We start from the raw sequence: 17,523 nt of genomic DNA, 5'->3' as shown, positions 1-17,523 counted from the left end.
TCACACCCATCTTAAAAAGAGAGAAAAATCACTAAGTACTTGAATATCGTCCTCCGCGACCAGATATTAGAAGAACTATAACAAAAGGTCGGCATACGAAATGTTCGTATGGCTGACTAATCATGGAGTAACTATGGCCATTCATGTTGGTATTATCGACCAAGACCCCGTGAGGCTGGTCACCGCTTTGCTGCACCGCCAATCGCAGGCCGAAAGAGTTATCTTTATTGGTGTAGAGGAACAGCAGCACCAATTTGATCAACTGAGTAAAGTCTTGTTGCCGAAAGGCATTCAGACTGATTTTTACGTGATCCCTACAGACATCAATATCCCGCTCATCAAGTCCAAGCTTGTTGAGTTGGCTGAACAACTGAAGCAAGAAAGCGCTGAAGTTTACTTCAATGCAAGCTGCGGACTGCGCCACCGTCTACTTTCTGCCTATGAAGTGTTCCGCACCTACCAATGGCCGATTTATGTTATTGAACCTTTCAGCGATGAGCTTTGTTGGCTGTTCCCTGAAGGTCGACAACAGCAACAAGTGGAAGACCACATCAATATCAGCGACTACCTCACCATTTTCGGTGCGCGTTGTGAGTTGCTTGAGGATGATATTCGAAGCCCACTTGAAACCACCATTGAAAGCGTTGGCCACAAGTGGGCAAGCAATGCCTATGAACTCGGCCCTGGCCTTGCAACGCTAAATTACTTGGCGACCACTTGCCGTAAAGAACAGCGTCTTGACGTAGAGCTCAGTGAGAAACAGCAAGGCTACCGTGAATTGGGTATGCTGATTGATGATTTGAATGACGCTGGACTCTCAACGTATAAAGGCGGCATCTTGACGTTTACCAATGAAGCGGCGCGTCGTTTCGCCAATGGTGAATGGCTCGAATGGTATGTGCACCACATCGTTGAGCAAATTCAGCGTGAGTTGCTGACCATTCAAGACTATTCATTGGGTGTGCAGGTTTATCGTCAGATTGGCGAAAAAGAAGTGCGTAACGAACTGGATGTTGCCACCGTGGTGAATAACAAACTTCACATTATCGAATGCAAAACCAAAGGCATGTCGAGCGACGGTGATGACACTTTGTACAAGCTGGAATCGATTCGCGACCTGCTTGGCGGGCTGCAAGCACGCGCCATGTTGGTGAGTTTCCGCCCACTGCGCCACCACGACATTACACGAGCAACGGATCTTGGTTTGGCGCTCATTGGCCCCGATCAATTAGGTGATTTGAAAACCCATTTGCATCAATGGTTCCTCAAAGCCGGCGGCTATGAGAAAGCCTCTTTTGCGTAAGTAACACCGCTATAGCTAGCTAGACCACGATAACAAACAAAAAAGCCAGCATCTCTGCTGGCTTTCTTTTTATTGGTCTGCGGCTTTGGCGTTAACCATCCATCTTCATCAGATTACGCGCCGACTCTACCACGGTGCGAATAGAGCGCGCTTCGGTTTCAGCCATGGTTTCTTGGTCTGGAATTTCTTTTTGCGTGCGGTTGATGATGACGCCCGCGACACACCCTGCGCGCAACCCTGAACTTGCACACATGGTGAGCAAAGTTGCGGATTCCATTTCAAAGTTCAACACACCCATGTCTTGCCACTCTTTCATTGAGCCTTGAAAGCGACGCACTACACGGCCACTGAAGGTGTCATAGCGCTCTTGGCCTGGGTAGAAAGTATCGCTCGATGCAGTTACGCCGGTGTGTACTTTCGCGCCGGAGGCATCCGCAGCCACTTTCATGGCAGTTGCCACATCAAAGTCTGCAACTGCTGGGAATTCAAGTGGCGCAAAGTGACAGCTCGCACCATCCAAACGCACAGAGGCCGTGGTCACGATCATGTCACCGACATTGATGTTCGGTTGAATCGCACCAGTGGTTCCCACACGAAGGAAGGTTTCAATACCCAATTGCGCCAATTCTTCAACGGCAATCGATGTTGATGGACCACCAATACCGGTTGAACAAACCACTACAGGCTTATCTTCGATGCGACCCAGATACAAAGTGTACTCGCGATGACTGGCTAGGAATTTCGACGTCTCCATCAATGCAGCAATTTTTTCTACACGTGCAGGATCGCCCGGAATGATTGCCATTTTGGCACCTTCAAGATCCTTTTTAGTAACACCTAAGTGAAACACAGTTTGCTCAGTCATAACGCTTTCCTCAATGCTTGGGTTCAACAAGATAAACTATCGCTCTTGTCTAAATGGCCACTAGAAAATGGGTTGTGGCGTTCAATACGTTTACAATAGCGTCCGGCGAAAAATTTAAAGTGATTAATATCACTTTTGAATCATTTCACTTTCATCGCATTTCAGCATATATCGATCTAGATCACTTCATTAGCGTAATATCGTTCGATTGACCGTCACAGTGCCCATTTACATTAGCAATGGGTGAATTATTTTGCCGTGCCCCATTTCAGCAGTCTTAGCGCATTCATGGTCACAATGGCTGTCGCGCCACTGTCCGCAAGCACCGCTACCCACAACCCGGTATAACCCAGCACGGTGGTCACGAGAAACACAGCTTTCAAGCCAATCGCCAAGGTCACATTTTGGTGAACATTAGACATGGTCGTGCGCGCAAGATTGACAATATCTGGCAGGCTCTCAATGCGATTATGACTAAGGGCAATGTCCGCGGTTTCTAGCGCTACGTCTGTGCCTCCCCCCATGGCAATACCAATGGTTGCCGCTTTCATTGCAGGGGCATCGTTAATGCCATCGCCTACCATGGCGACACGAGAGCCCTTCGCAAGCGCGTTGATTGCATCCACTTTCCCTTCAGGCATCAAGCCTGCGCGATATTCCATGTTTAATTGCGCAGCAAGGCCTGCCGCAGCCTTAGGGTTATCCCCTGTTAGCATGACTGAACGGACACCTTCACGATTGAGCGCAGAAACAGTGTCTTTTGCTGTATCACGCAACTCATCCCGCCATGCAATCGCACCTTTTGCTTGTTCTTCGACGAAAACAATCGCAACGGTTTTTCCTGATTCAGCCAGCGCTTGAGCGGCATCCTGCTGCACATCACTCAGACGTTGTTCGGCATCAAGCTTGTCGAGTGCCACCAGCGACACACTCTGCCCGTTCACCACACCAGACACACCACGACCCGCCGTCGCTTTCATCTTTTCAGCGACTAACTCTGGAACCTGTCGACGCTTTGCTTCAGCAACCAGCGCTTTTGCGAGCGGATGATGCGAGCCCGTTTCAATCGCAGAAGATTGCGCTATCAACGTAGCCTCATCACCAGACCAGGTGAGAATGTCTGTTACCGCGGGTTTACCTTCCGTCAGGGTGCCCGTTTTATCGAAGGCGATGTAATCCACCTTGCTGAGGGCTTCTAACGCTGCTCCGCCTTTGATCAAAGCGCCCTGCCTTGCTGCCGCCGCGAGGCCAGATGTCATCGCTGCTGGCGTTGAAATCACCAACGCGCATGGACAAGCAATGAGAAGCAACGCGAGGCCACGATACACCCATGTATCCCAGCTTTCGCCAAACAGCAACGGCGGCACAACCACAACCAACGCGGCGACCAGAATCATCAGCGGCGTATACCAGCGGCTAAAGCGGTCAATGAAACGCTCAACAGGCGCGCGGCGCGATTCCGCTTCTTCAATCAAGGTGAGAATACGGTCAATCGCACTCTTGCCTTGTTCTGAGACAACACGCAGTTGCACCACTTGATCCACGACCAACGCGCCTGCGGGCACTTTCTCACCCACCAATTTCTCAACGGGGATCGATTCGCCCGTCAATGCACTCAAATCAAAACTGGCGGTGTGACCCATCAATTCTGCATCCGCCGGTAATCTGCCGCCTGGTGCGATTTCTATGCAATGTGAAGGTTGTAAACTCGACACAGGAACGCTTTTACGTTCACCGTTATCGTCAATAAGAATGACGTCGTCTGGCACCAGTGCCATTAACGCTTGAATACCGTCTCTCGCCCTTGAAGACGCGTAGCCTTCAAGACGCTCGCCGATCAGGAACAGCACCAATACCATGGCGGCTTCGACGGTTTCACCGAGGTATAACGCCCCCAATGCCGCAATGCTCATCAACATTTCAATGGAGAATGGCGATCCACTTTTGGCGAGGCTTCCGGCTTTTTTCAAGATAGGCAGCAGACCAATCACGGTCGCTAAGGTGAACAAGGTGCTCGATAGCTCGGCATGCCAGAATGACAACACGCCCGCCAACGCCATGACAGAGATAAGTGCAATCAACACGCCTTCTTTTTGAATGCGCTGAAAAAGCGTTAATGGCACTTTGGCTTTTTTAGGTTCGGAAACTGGCGTAAGGGGGAAGCCTGTTTTTTCTGCACGGGTTTTGATGGTAGAGAGAGACGCCTCTGATGGCGGTGCTGAGAAACTCACAACAAGCTTTTCTGTCGCAAAACGTACCTTCGCATCGACGAGGCCGTCAATGCCACGCAATGCCGTTTCTAGCTTGCCTGCACAGCTTGGGCAGTCCATGTTCGACACTCGCCACTCAAGCACATTGCCACCCGTGATGACGGCCTCTGGCTCTGGGCTGGATGTTGCGCAGCATGAATGCTTATGTTCGTGTTCGATGTTAACGTCTTTTTCGTGGCGACAACCACGGGCTCGCGCAGGATCATCGCTGTCCTCTTGCAAACCATCAGTTACTGAACAAGATGATGACGCAACGCTACTTGACGTGTTGCAGCAAGTGTCACTTGAGACTGTCGTGCTTTGAAGGTGTGTTGATGAATGCGCATGCGCGGTGTTTTTACAGCGCGATGATGAACAAGAATGGCACATGACCTTATCTCCTTTCTGGGTTGATACAATCAGTGTAAACCTTGGAGATAACTCCAAGGTCAAGTGCCACATGAGAAAAATCGTGTTTTCGCTTCAAGGTCACATCTCACAACTGCATGAGCACAACCTTGACGCCCTTTCCTCTTTATCAGCAATGCGTTACTTCAAACGCGCAAACACCACATTGGTATCCAATGCATCTTGGTAATCACGATAATCAATGCCCAAGTCAAAGATGTACTGCGTCACCAAGGCTTTCGCCGCATCACACAGCAATTCTGCTTTCCAAGGCTTTTCGAAATAACGCTCAATACACGCACTGTTGATGGCTTCAATGGTATCGGCGTGGGTCGCCTGCCCTGTGAGCAGCATTTTACGCGTATGGCTGAAACGCGTGTCTGCCGACACTTCTGTCAGCAATTCCACACCTGTTTTTCCCGGCATGACATGGTCGGAAATGATGAGGGCAATGTGCTCGCCTTCCGCATCTAGCTCGTCGATAAGCTCAAGGGCTTCATCCGCCGATTCACAATCTTCAATATGAAAAATGTCGGCAAGAGGCGCTAAATCCTTGAGCACTGCGCTAAGCACTTCACGCTGATCGTCAACGCAGATAATGTTGATTTTTTCCATGTTATTCCCCTAGCGGTAATCGGACTCGAAATGTCGTTATGTCCGCGTCACTTTTGACGGCGATGGAGCCGTTATATTCGTTAACCAGTCGTTGGACGATAGACAGACCAAGACCAAGGCCAAAAGACAACCCACCTTTACGGGTGGTGAAATTAGGTTGAAAGATTTTGCGGCGTACACTCTCTTCAATGACAGGACCATTATTGGCAATGGTGACAATCAGCCAGCCCTTAGACGTGAAGGTGTAAATATCAATGTTTGGTGATGGCGTGTCGGCCAATGCCTCTGTGGCATTTTTAATGAGGTTGACCCAGATTTGGACAAACTCAGTGCTGCTGCCCACCAGCAAAGGAAGGTCACCAAAGGTTTGCGTCACGGTCACGCCACGAATAGCGCCTTGAAGCAAGGAAAGCGATTTTTGTAATGTGTCATTGATATCAACATGCTCGTTACGTTCATGGTCTGCGCCACCTAACTGCTTCACAGAACGCACAATGGAAACCGCATGCTGCGCGGCAATTTGCAGATCATGCAGCTCTCTGCCTTGTTCCCAAAAATGCAGGGCGTTATCAAGATCAGCCAGCCACACGTTTATTTCTGCATCTTGCGGCAATGCGCGGGCAAGTAGACGTGCTTTATTGCTCGGTAAGTCATGCTGCTTCTCGAGCATTCTTCCCCGTGAACGTGCTTCACTGGAAGACACACCCTGCCCTTGAGACAAACCCACATCGAAAAAAGGCTGTGCGTCCGGCTGATACGTGGCAAGCCATGAAGACAGCGTGTCCTGCAAGCGTTGCGCTTTGCTATCAATCACGCCGACCGCATTGTTAAGCTCATGCGCAATGCCTGCGGCCAATTGGCCTAAGGTCGTCATCTGCTCAGCACGAAAGAGTTTTTGCTGTGACTGCGCATTCGCGACTGCTTTTAAGCTCGCACGCTGTTGGCGTTTTGAAAGTTCACTCACCATCACAGGCATGAACTGCGCACTCAATGAACCATAAGTGTCTTCATTGACAGCTTTCGTTGAAATATCAATCCATGCCAGTTCACAATCCGTCTGCGCAATCACGGTCGTCGAGGCTTTGAAGGTGCCCGCGAAAAAGCTGTGCACCCCAAAGAACATGCCCGCTTCAACTTGAAATACCAGCACGGGATGGCTGTTATCAGTTTCTTGATAGTAGGCCGCCATGCTGCCACTTTTCAGGTAATACAAGCGGTCGTTGTGCCCTGATTGTTCAAGCACAGCAATGCCCGCCAAGACCTGACATTGTCGGTTAGGCGAGCAAAAGTAGTCTCGAATGATCCGAGCCAGCACGGGTTCATGCTCAGAGATTGGGCATTGTGCTGTCGTTGAACTCATAGGAAGTTCACCAACCTCAAGATCCAAATCATCACAAAGCTAAGTGCCACACCACCCACACCAAGAATGACACCCACTTTCGCCATCTGATTGCTGTTCACATGGCCTGTAGCGTGTGCCAAGGCATTCGGCGGCGTACTGATTGGCAAAGACATGCCCAACGAGGCTGCGAATGTCACGACAAGGATAAGTGTCATTTCACCGCCTAACGGCGTCAACGAGGTCATGGACACACCGAGCGCCGCCATGATTGGCATCAACAAGTTAGCGGTCGCGGTATGAGACATAAAGTTCGCCATCAGCAAACACAGCGCCGCCGCGCCAATCAAGACGATTTCTGGCGCAAAGTTTTCAAACGGAATGCTGTTCACCAACAAGCTCGCGAGCCCGGTTCTGTCTAAAGCCAAGCCCAATGCAAAACCACCCGATACCAACCAAAGCACGTCCCAAGAAATCTTTTTCAAATCTTCTTTGTTGATGATGCCCGTCATCGAGAACACAGCGACAGGAATCAACGCCACAGTGTAAGAGTTCATACCATGGCTTGAACCCATCAACCACAGCCCTACCGTCACCGCAAACGTGATGTACACAGTGATGGCTTTCGGTGTTTTTAAGAACTTACCTTTAATGTCCAGCGACATGTTGGTTTCAGTTGAAGGGAACAACGCGCACAGCAACGCCCATGCAACCACCAACATAACAACAACAAATGGCACACCAAATGCCATCCACTCACCAAAGGTGATCATGTTTTCGCCAGTGAGGTATTTCAATGCAATCGCATTGGGTGGCGTGCCAATCGGGGTACCAATACCACCAATGTTTGCGGCAACAGGAATAGACAGTGCAAACGCAATCTTGCCCGGGTCGTCAGGCTTAAACAGCACCAAAATCGGCGTAAGAATCGCGAGCATCATCGCCGTGGTCGCCGTGTTCGACATGAACATAGAGAAAATAGCAGTGATAAGCATTAAGCCAGCCATTACCCATTGAGGCTTTGCACCAAACGGCTTGAGCAACACGCGAGCAAGGTTGATATCTAAACGGTATTTGGTTGCTGCCATTGCAAGGAAAAAGCCACCAAGAAACAGCATAATGATCGGGCTAGCAAAAGTTGCCATGATATCGCTGTAACTCAATAAACCGCCGAATTCTGGCGAGCCTGCATCACGTCTGAACCAAATCAACCCTTTGTCGGATAAGAAAAGCAGCTCTAAAACAATGACCACGACGGAGGTTGCATAGATAGGAATGGGTTCTAACACCCAGCACAACGCAGCCAACAAAAACAACGCGATGGCACGCTGCTGCATCACTGTCATCGATTCAAAAGGAAAAGCCGAAGCTGGCAGAACTAACACCAACAACGGAATAAGAAGTGGAAGTAGATATTTCGCCTGAATGCGCATAATCGCTTGTAGTCCCTTAAAAGCTAAAACACCCACAATGAGTGGGCAACGGGGACATTTTGCGCGGAATACGCTCAGGCTTTACTGAATTAGATCAATAAATTGGGTGGATACGTTCACTTTTCAAACGCGGGGTTTCTGCTTTTTCCATGGTAGGGATCCGTCAGCATTAGGCTGACGGTTTACACTTTCCATCTTTGTCTTGTAGCTCTTCACCGTCTTCCGCCATCACCTCTCGGCAACTGCTGAATGCGGCCACAGGTACAACTGGCTCAATCGCCACAGTGTCTTCGATTGTTTCATTCTCGTCTGAAAGCTGTTTAATCAAACGGTTTACCAACACATAACCTGCCACACCAAAGAACACAGAGCCTAGCGCCTGACCGATCAACACACCTTCAGCACCCGCCAATTCCCCACCTACATAAACAAAGGGAATCGTGCCCAGCGTCGCTTTACCCACATTGAGTAACGTTGACCACGTTGGGCGATTAAGGTTGTTAAACGCCGCGTTGGAGACAAACAGGATGCCATTGAAAATGAAACTGATGGCAATAAAGGTACAGAAAAGGTTCACCATGGACGCCGCATCCCCCGTTAAGCTGAATGCAGTAGTGATGAAGCTTTGTGAGAAGAAAAGAATCACGGCGACTAACACGCAGTATGCAGACACGAACTTCACGGAATCGGACAAGGTTAGTCGAACGCGATCAAAACGCCCGGCCCCAAAATTCTGCCCAAGAATGGGTCCCACTGCGCCTGACAGAGAAAAGATGAGAGCAAAAGAAACCGGAAGTAAACGTCCGATAACGGCATAACCTGCCACGTAGTCCGCACCAAACTTCGCAATTTGTGCCGTCACGATGGCATTTCCGAAGGGGGTTGCTGTGTTTGTCACGATGGCAGGCACCGCAATATGCGTAATGGCACGAAAATGCTCTGACAAATCCGTGAGCGATGGCCTCGCGATCAAATCGTGCGTGCGGTGTACGGCATGAAAAGACACGCCAAAAAGCACAACGCGCGACATAACAGACGCAATCGCTGCGCCCTCAATGCCCATCGACAAACCAAAGATAAAAATAGGGTCGAGAATGGCATTGGCAGCGCCGCCCGCCAAGGTTGCGGACATCGAGCGCTTCGCATCGCCCACGCCGCGCAATGCTGCACCACCACACATACCCATCGCCATTAACGGTGCACTTGGCAAGATGATAACAAGGTACTCTTTCGCCTTAACGGCGGTTTCCCCTGTTGCGCCAATCAGTCCTAGGATGTTGTCGAGAAAGAAGAGGATAAGCCCTACCGTTACCACACTGACCAACGCCGCGAAAATCATCACGCTCGCCACAATCTTTCGCGCGTCGTCTTTTTTGCCGGCGCCAAGCGCCCTGCTCACCAAAGCGCCCGTGGCGATAGAGGTGCCTATTGAGACAGAGGTAGAGAAAAACACGATGGTACCGGCAAAGCCAATCGCTGCGGCGAGCTCAACTTGTCCAAGCAAACTGATGAAAAACATGTCGACAAGGTCAACCAAAAACAACGCCATCAATCCCACCGCGCCGGATGTCGACATCACAGTGATGTGGCGCATGATTGATCCACTGACGAACTTTGCTTGTTGCTGTTTAGACATGATGACTTCCGGTCGAATTATCACAGTACTGCACTGCATTTCCTGTTCGCAGCACAAAAGTTTTGCGCCGCAGTCTATCAAATTAATGCGAAAACAACGATGAAAGGAAAAGCATGAATTTTTAGTGAGTTCACAAGGTGCAGTGTATTTCAGTAGAAGCAATAGGAATAAGAAAAAGGTGCCTAAAGCACCTTTAACATTTCGCTATTATCAACACGAAGGACGTTATACTGGATGGTGAAAACAATCGTCGATTTGCGTTGCAATGGCTTTGAGAATATCGCGGCGAGACATGATGCCGACTAAACGGCCATGCTCAACCACAGGGTAAACTTTTGGTTTGCCTGGCAGCATTTGCTCTGCCAATCGAATGATACTGTCTTCAGGCGTCACTGTTTCAACCGCCTTATGCATACAATCATCAACCGTGTTTGTGTCTTGGCAGTAGTAACCAACCTTGAGCAGTTTGTGGATCATGTCTTGCTCAGACAGAAAACCGACAACATGATGGTTGTCATCGACAACGGGACCACCAGTTTGATCAGCCTTCAGCATTTTTTCTAATGCAATCGACAGAGTCATGGAGGCTTTAAACGTTACAGGCCTTTTATTCATGTAATCTTTTACTTTTATCGATTCCATGCATCCCCCTATTGTTGGACTGAATGTAGAAACAGGGATTAAATCTCTGTCTTACTATTCAGTGTCGACTAAGTTGGCAAAATTACTAGCCCTATTCTGCTTATTTTTACGTTTTGTCACAAAGACTAGAGTGAATTTCTAACATTTATTTAACTCGGGTGTTTTTTCCACAAAAAAGCCCGCGCGTTATTCTCTCGCACGGGCTTTTGATATTAATCACTAAGTTGCATTACATCATTAGCATCATCAGCAAACCCACAGGGATTTTTTGCCCCGTCGGAGACACCAGTTGATCACCTTCAATTTTGGCATTCAATTTCACCATGTTTTCGCTTTGAGATACGAATCCATATTGTTCCAAATTTTGTGCCATGTTCGACAGCTCAGGTACACCTTGTACATAGGCAGACGGCGCGCTGAGGTTTAATTCACCGCTAATCTTGCTTGGTAATGCTTGGAAGTTTTGAGAAACGCTGGTCAAGCCTGAAGCGACTTGCAAATCCAAGTTCGCATCAATTTGCCCTTCTGGCGTATCAATTTCCAGTGGATTCAGTTTCACACCCAACCCTTTATCAACCAAGGCATCTAACGCTGTGATCATTTGCTCCATCTCTTCTGGAGAAGGTTCTTCGCCCATCGCGTCTGCGACCGTTGCTAGCGTTGTCATGGCTGTATAGTCCAGCGCATCGAAGTTCAAGCCTAATTTTAGGTTGTTCAAAGTAAGCTCGTCTTTTACCTCAAACTTCTCCAACGAAATCAGGTTTTCATTGTTGAAACGTAGATCGTCCGCTTCAGCAGTTTTCACATCAACACCGGATACAGACGTCAGTAGGTTCTTCACTTCAATGCTGAAGTTGGTGAGCGTCGCTGGCAGGCCATCTTGGTTATCAAGGTCAAAACGGCCGAAATTAATTTTCTGGTTACCCACCCAAATATCATCGATTAGCTCACCTTGACCTGAACCCGTCACATTGGTGATTTGTGCTTTTTCACCGTAGTCAGATTCAAAACCGAATGAATCCATGTTCATGGTGAAAGAAATCACACCCGCTTTGTCCATCGTACCGTTAACAACAAGCGGCGTACTGGCGATTTTCACACCGTCTTCATTGGCATCAATGGCCGCCAACGACATGGTGTAATCCGTTTTACCGGAGATAGCGGTTTCTGATTGGAAGGTAAAAGGTGATTCACCGTTCGGCCACAACTTGTCTGTCAGCACTTTAAGTTCAGGCGTCATTTCAAGCACCGATTCTGTACCGATACTAAAGAAGCCATGAGACACTTTGCTGTTCAGCACATAGCTGGTTGGAATGCCATCCAGTTCAAGTTGCTCTTTGGCTGATCCCACCAAAGATACCTTGGTGACAACGTCAGAAGACAAATAACCACGATCATAGGATTCGTTAGTAATAACAGCGTATGGCGATTGCGACTGCTCAACTTCGCGTTCGTAAATTGACTGACCCACGTGTCCAGATGCGAGCGGCCAAATGACGACTAATGCCACGGCACCACCAATGGCTGCATACTTCCCAAAAATCATGATTGCTCCAATGAAATCAAAATAAACGGTCTCAAGTGTAAACCAACAATGCACTTAACCCCATGGCTTAATGAGGATTTCAGCAGAAGCGTTAATGTTTTCGCACAGTATGTGTCAGTTTGCAGTCTTGTTCTCAGCTTGTAGACGAACAAAGCTATACACTTATGAAAAATGCAGGTATTTGGTAAACACATGCACCCATATGTCATTCTTTGTCTTGATGATGACGCAGAGATTTTGGCGCAACTAGAACGAGAACTCGCCGCTTTTTCCTCCTCCTTCGACATCGTCTGTATTGATAACGTTTCTTCCGCGACTGTCACGCTCAGTGAGCTTCATCAGCAAGGCCGTCAGGTTGCACTTTTTATTTGCGACCATAACCTTGGCGAGGATAACGGCGTTGATCTACTGATCAATATCGACAATCAACCTGCCTCTGCGGGCGCGCGAACCATATTACTCAACGACCAAGCGCAAATTGAAGTGATCATGCAGGCCGTGAACGAAGGTCGACTCAATTACTGCATGACCAAACCTTGGGAGCCCGAACAGATGGTCACGACGGCGCGCAAGGAATTAACCAACTATGTGTTAAAGCACAATACCGACGATTTGCTCCGATTTTGCCATGTTCTCGACCAACGTCGATTGCTTGATGCGCATATTGAACATCGTCTTGCCAGCTATCGCCACGGGTTTATCGAATCTGCCATCGGAACATCGGATGATGAGCTTGCCCAACAACTCTTCAATGAGCTGACTGATTACTTCGATCATAACGACGAGAACCACGCTTTCCGAAGCTACAGTGAAGACCATTTACTGACCCATGAAGGCCAACCAAACAGTTTCCTTTGGTTTGTTGTCGACGGTGAAGTGGCGTTATTAAAGCGCGATGAAACCGGCGCCTCTCATGAAGTGGCGAGGCTAGGAAAAGGCAGCCTGATCGGCGGTATGTCGTTCGTAACAGGTGATGTGTCTTTTTCCACGGGCATTACCCTTCAACCCACAAACGTCATTAAGTTGAACCGCGCGTTGTTTAGCAAAGTCATGCAAGCGAGAAACGATCTGTTGCCCTTGTTTACCAGCTATTTGTTGCGGCACTTTAATCGACGCCTCAAACGCAGCATCACCACGGAGGTGAAACTGCAACAAACGCTGAAATCTCTCGAGTTGGCCCATAAACAACTGATCGAAAGAGAAAAAATGGCGATGCTGGGTCAATTGGTTGCGGGGGTTGCTCATGAACTTAACAACCCCGTGTCTGCGATTTTAAGAAACAGCGACACGTTGAGAGACAGCATCGGTGAGCTCATCAATACAGAGCTCAGTGACAAAGCCAAAGAGAAGGCTAATCACATCATGGCTGAGGCGCTCCTTTCCCGCCCAATGTCCACTGCCGATGCCCGACAAAAAGCAAAAGCCATTGAGCCTATGATTGGCGATCGCACGCTCGCCAGAAAAGCGGTCAACATGGGATTCGATAATCCGGCAGACATTAGAACCTGGATGCACACCCTGGACAGTGGATTTGAAAAGACGCTCATGCAGTGGGACATGTTCTATCAAGCCGGCAGCTTATTGCGCTCCACCAGCGTGTGCGCCCAGCGCATTGCAGACATGGTGAAAAGCTTAAAAACCTATGCCCGTCAAGATGATGAAACCATGCGCGATGTGGACATTCATGAAGGCATAGAAGACACCTTAGTGATGTTCGAAAATCAGCTAAAAAGGCTCAAAGTGGTCAGAGATTATGGCGAACTTCGAGACGTTCGCTGTATGCCTATCGCCCTGCAGCAAGTTTGGACAAACTTGATTTCGAACGCACTCGATGCCGTTGATTCTGATGGCGAAATTCACGTTACAACGCGAGAAACCGTTTACCAGAGTCGCAAAGCTGTAAAGGTCACGGTTCGCGACAACGGCTCGGGCATTCCAGAAACCATTAAAAATAAAATCTTTGAGTTGAACTACACCACAAAACGGGAAGGACACTTCGGGCTTGGCATCGGATTGTCGGTTTGCCGACAGATTGTTGAGCATCACGGAGGGAAAATAGAAGTGGCATCATCATCTGGCGAATTCACCGCGATGACAGTGACCCTACCCTATGCCCCACTGTTTGCGGCTTCTAAGGAGGAAAAATGAGTAAATATCTTATCCTGTGCGTGGACGATGAAAGAGATGTCCTCGACAGCGTTACCCATGACTTAGCATCGTTGGAAGCGCACTTTATTATTGAAGCAGCGGAATCTGTGGCTGAAGCCCGCGAAGTGCTCGCGGAAGCCACGGCTGATGGCAATAAACTCGCGCTGATCTTGTGTGACCACATCATGCCAAAAGATTTAGGGGTCGATTTTCTCATTGAGCTAAATGAAAAAGGCGACTGCGCCAACGCGAGAAAGATTCTCCTCACGGGTCAAGCTGGGTTAGAGGAAACCGTTCAAGCAGTGAATAATAACAGCTTGGATTACTTCATTGCGAAGCCATGGGAAGGTGAAGCCCTCAAGCACGTCGTTGTTGACCAGTTAACGACCTACATGATCAAACACGACCGTCATTTGATGCAATGGGTGAGTATTTTGGACGCAGAACGCGTGATGAAAGCCATCAGCGATAACCGATTAAGCTTTTCGGATTGTTAATCGAAAACGTTAAATTCAGAACGGCTTCACGATTTCCAGCCGTTCTTGTCCACATTTTCACTATATTTTGCCCAATATTTACTAATCAGCGCCTTATTTAAGGCGCTATGCTGTTGTTTCGCAAAAGCGACTTCTATTAAAATGGCTGCACAAATTTAAAATCATCACGAGACCTTCCATGCGCAAAACTAAGATTGCTGGTATTTTGCTAGCCGCTGCCTCTTCTGCTGCCTTTTCTGCTGCAACTATGGCTAACGAGGGTACCATGAGTAACTTCAGCTATGACTACTTCGAAGCTCGAGTAGGTATTAGCCCTGTGACTTACGGCGCTGGTTTTAGCACCTCTATTCACCCAAATGCCCACATCCGTTTTGAAGCCGATACTGAATTTGACAGCGATTTCGACACTACTGCTGCCATCGGCTTCCACGCACCTATCAACAACTGGGCAGACGTTTACGGCGAATTGGGCTTACGCACCATGAAAGCACGTGACCGTTTCAAAGGTGATACTGAATTCGGCGTTGAAGTGAACTTAGGTGTTCGTCAGTGGTTAGGCCCACAACTTGAAGTGGGTGGTGAACTTGGTCACCTGTCTATCGACGACGAAGATGAAGTGTTTGGTTCTGTGTTTGGTCGTTTCCACGCGACTGAGCTGTTTGCAATCGGCGCACAGCTTCGGTTCAATGAAGCCTACGGCGACCAGGTTATTCTGAGCACACGCTTTAAGTTCTAATGCCTATCACGGCATAGTGATCAAAAAAGGTCTCTACATATAGAGACCTTTTTTATTTGTTCTGATTCGCTACCTCTTAACAGATAACAGCGAATGACTTTTCATTATTTGCAATCAACCGCTGCAAAGCCACTCGCCAGCTCAGCGGTCTTCAGAGCATCAATGTTGGTATACCCCAATTCTGCTGCTAAGGCTTCTTCTCTCGCACCAATATCGTGGAAAACAATGTCACCTGTTTTCGCCCCGCACACGCTCGCAAACATCGTTTCCGTTAGCACACCACAGTGAGAAGACTTCACGGTCACGCCGTAAGAAGACAACGTATTGGCGCTGTCTTGCACACTCATTCCTGAGGTTTCACATTGCACTGCGTTTTTGCTCTTATAAACCGTGACGGTTTCGGCAGGTTTAATGGCACACCCGGAGAGCAGAAATGTCGACGTGACTGCCAGTAATGCGACGCGAAGCTGAATCATTATCTCTTCCTTACGTTTCGTTTGATGAATACTCAGCAACCTCAATCAGTCAACGAGGTCGGCTTCCAGTAATTTAACCACCGACAATCCCATCAGAGTGATCGTGATTTCACGCCCCAACAGTGATGACATTCTTTCTAGACCTTTCGCGGCTTTTAACTTGCCCGTATCTTCTGCGTGAACAGCCCCGACAAGGTAACGAATACAGTTTGAAAACTTGGGGTCATCGAACGCTTTCAGCCACGATGTAATAACAGTTTCTGACGTGGAAGTATCGAGCTTGCCAAACACATAGGAAAACACTTGGCCTTGGAATGCTTCACCCATTGCCTCCTTGCTTGGCACAATGCGTTGAATACCGCTTCGGCTTAACCCCGTAAGCTTGGCAATGCTGCCGTAGGTAACAGCTTCCCAGCCATGTTCCATGAAAATATCGATGATGGTTTGATGCACCAAGGCTTCGGTTTGCAGCGCACCTTCTTTCGTATTTTTGGCCATCTAGTTAACGCACTTTCGATTTAGCATACTTCGTATCTTATAAGCTTGACCAAAAAGAATACAGCGGATTTTTCGACGCAGTTATCATTTAGGTCAGTAACTTGACGCTCAACGTTCAGAATTCTCTATTTACTGGAATCTGTTCAAACAGCCATTGTTTGAATGCCATTATCTTTGCATTTCCTTGCTGCTCTTCTCGATAAACCAAGTAAAAGCTATACGGTGACTTCACGGACAAATCGATAGGCGCGACTAATCGCCCAGAATGGAGGTGCTCTTGAATGTATGCCATGCGCCCAATAGCAACGCCCATCCCTGACGATGCTGCTTCTAACGCCAGATCCGCCCGATCAAAGCTGTGATTCGTACCATTAAGTTCAACCCCATTTGCATTTGCCCAATAGAGCCATTCATCACTCAGACTGGCACTCGCCCATGGCGCGGCGTCATGCAAAAGCTGACACGCCGCGAGTTTTTGAGGGTTGCCATACAGGTCGTGCCTTTCTGCATATGACGGACTGCAAACAGGAAGGATGGCATCGTCGAGTAAGTGATGACTGCAAAGTCCGGTGTAACGACCATGACCAAAGTAAATCGCACAATCAAAGGCCTCGGCTTTGAAATCCACCAAATCATTGCGCGTTCTAAGGTGCAGCGTGACGTCTGGAAACGCTTCTGCGAACTGATGAAGACGCGGGACAAGCCAGCGCTGGGCGAAGGTAGGTGGTGCAGAGATAATAAAATCACCCACAGGCTTGGCGTGGTTCAACTCTAACAACTTCAAGCTAATCGCGGAAAACTGTTCTGTCACGACCAATTTAAGCTGCTCACCTTCGTTGGTTAACGATAAATGACGAGGGCGACGAACAAACAAGGCAACTTCTAACCTTTGCTCTAATTTTTTTATACGGTGACTAACGGCACTTTGGGTAAGGTGTAGTTGCTCAGCAGCACGCGTAAAACTCATGGTTTCAGCCACGATCGAAAAGCAATGTAACCCTGCAAGTAAGGAAGAAGAGAGTTGAGGCAGTTTCATACGAAGTCACTGTTTTATTTTTTATTTCGTAACTAAGACTGTACCAATATCCCTTTACAGCGTACATGCTTAAATACCCAATAAGCACGGGGGCTC

Annotated in this window: 15 protein-coding genes; 4 read left to right on the top strand and 11 right to left on the bottom strand. The window is 48.4% G+C overall.

Annotated elements, in window-relative coordinates:
- The first annotated feature begins 133 nt into the window (after window positions 1-133).
- On the top strand, window positions 134-1,303 hold the full coding sequence (locus EQP46_RS13040) for a Card1-like endonuclease domain-containing protein (RefSeq protein ID WP_129494081.1): 1,170 nt from the start codon (window positions 134-136) through the stop codon (window positions 1,301-1,303).
- A gap of 91 nt (window positions 1,304-1,394) precedes the next feature.
- Here the strand turns inward: EQP46_RS13040 and udp are convergent, their stop codons facing one another.
- From udp to EQP46_RS13000, 8 genes are all read right to left on the bottom strand, one after another.
- The gene (gene udp / locus EQP46_RS13035; RefSeq protein WP_129494080.1) at window positions 1,395-2,168 is read right to left on the bottom strand and encodes a uridine phosphorylase; all 774 of its coding nucleotides are present in this window, start codon (window positions 2,166-2,168) and stop codon (window positions 1,395-1,397) included.
- Window positions 2,169-2,416: 248 nt separating this feature from the next.
- Window positions 2,417-4,807 carry a zinc/cadmium/mercury/lead-transporting ATPase gene (locus EQP46_RS13030; protein WP_129494079.1) on the bottom strand — a complete coding sequence of 797 codons (2,391 nt, stop codon included), beginning with the start codon at window positions 4,805-4,807 and terminating at the stop codon, window positions 2,417-2,419.
- A gap of 159 nt (window positions 4,808-4,966) precedes the next feature.
- A complete protein-coding gene (locus EQP46_RS13025) occupies window positions 4,967-5,440 on the bottom strand; it encodes a response regulator (protein ID WP_129494078.1) in 474 nt (157 codons plus the stop codon).
- A gap of 1 nt (window position 5,441) precedes the next feature.
- Window positions 5,442-6,800 carry an ATP-binding protein gene (locus EQP46_RS13020; protein ID WP_129494077.1) on the bottom strand — a complete coding sequence of 453 codons (1,359 nt, stop codon included), beginning with the start codon at window positions 6,798-6,800 and terminating at the stop codon, window positions 5,442-5,444.
- Entirely contained in the window at window positions 6,797-8,212 is a 1,416-nt protein-coding gene (locus EQP46_RS13015; RefSeq protein ID WP_129494076.1) for an SLC13 family permease, read from the bottom strand. Before EQP46_RS13015 ends, EQP46_RS13020 begins: the two co-directional genes overlap by 4 nt.
- Before the next feature lie 169 nt (window positions 8,213-8,381).
- Window positions 8,382-9,848, bottom strand: coding sequence for an MATE family efflux transporter (locus EQP46_RS13010; protein ID WP_129494075.1), 1,467 nt, complete (start codon window positions 9,846-9,848; stop codon window positions 8,382-8,384).
- A gap of 225 nt (window positions 9,849-10,073) precedes the next feature.
- Window positions 10,074-10,490, bottom strand: coding sequence for a CBS domain-containing protein (locus tag EQP46_RS13005; RefSeq protein ID WP_129494074.1), 417 nt, complete (start codon window positions 10,488-10,490; stop codon window positions 10,074-10,076).
- A gap of 229 nt (window positions 10,491-10,719) precedes the next feature.
- The gene (locus EQP46_RS13000; RefSeq protein ID WP_129494073.1) at window positions 10,720-12,036 is read right to left on the bottom strand and encodes a DUF945 family protein; all 1,317 of its coding nucleotides are present in this window, start codon (window positions 12,034-12,036) and stop codon (window positions 10,720-10,722) included.
- Between the two features lie 192 nt (window positions 12,037-12,228).
- On the opposite strand from EQP46_RS13000, the gene EQP46_RS12995 reads away from it, so the two are divergent.
- The 3 genes from EQP46_RS12995 to EQP46_RS12985 all read left to right on the top strand — a co-directional run bounded on the left by EQP46_RS12995 (window position 12,229) and on the right by EQP46_RS12985 (window position 15,417).
- The gene (locus tag EQP46_RS12995; RefSeq protein ID WP_129494072.1) at window positions 12,229-14,184 is read left to right on the top strand and encodes an ATP-binding protein; all 1,956 of its coding nucleotides are present in this window, start codon (window positions 12,229-12,231) and stop codon (window positions 14,182-14,184) included.
- Window positions 14,181-14,681, top strand: coding sequence for a response regulator (locus tag EQP46_RS12990; protein WP_129494071.1), 501 nt, complete (start codon window positions 14,181-14,183; stop codon window positions 14,679-14,681). The genes EQP46_RS12995 and EQP46_RS12990 overlap by 4 nt, the downstream gene beginning before the upstream one ends.
- 178 nt (window positions 14,682-14,859) lie before the next feature.
- Window positions 14,860-15,417, top strand: coding sequence for a porin family protein (locus EQP46_RS12985; RefSeq protein WP_129494070.1), 558 nt, complete (start codon window positions 14,860-14,862; stop codon window positions 15,415-15,417).
- 104 nt (window positions 15,418-15,521) lie between these two features.
- Here EQP46_RS12985 and EQP46_RS12980 read toward each other — a convergent pair whose 3' ends face one another.
- The 3 genes from EQP46_RS12980 to dsdC form a co-directional block, all read right to left on the bottom strand.
- Window positions 15,522-15,893 (bottom strand): hypothetical protein, encoded by a 372-nt coding sequence (locus tag EQP46_RS12980; RefSeq protein WP_129494069.1) that lies wholly within the window; start codon window positions 15,891-15,893, stop codon window positions 15,522-15,524.
- A 45-nt stretch (window positions 15,894-15,938) separates the two neighbouring features.
- The gene (locus EQP46_RS12975) at window positions 15,939-16,391 is read right to left on the bottom strand and encodes a TetR/AcrR family transcriptional regulator (RefSeq protein ID WP_129494068.1); all 453 of its coding nucleotides are present in this window, start codon (window positions 16,389-16,391) and stop codon (window positions 15,939-15,941) included.
- 115 nt (window positions 16,392-16,506) lie between these two features.
- Complete coding sequence (gene dsdC, locus EQP46_RS12970; protein ID WP_129494067.1) at window positions 16,507-17,427, bottom strand: DNA-binding transcriptional regulator DsdC; 921 nt, start codon at window positions 17,425-17,427, stop codon at window positions 16,507-16,509.
- Window positions 17,428-17,523 lie beyond the last annotated feature (96 nt).

Source organism: Enterovibrio baiacu (genome assembly GCF_004120195.1).
GTDB lineage: Bacteria > Pseudomonadota > Gammaproteobacteria > Enterobacterales > Vibrionaceae > Enterovibrio > Enterovibrio baiacui.
Note: the sequence above shows the minus strand (reverse complement) of the source record. Positions and strands in the feature narration are given on the sequence as shown.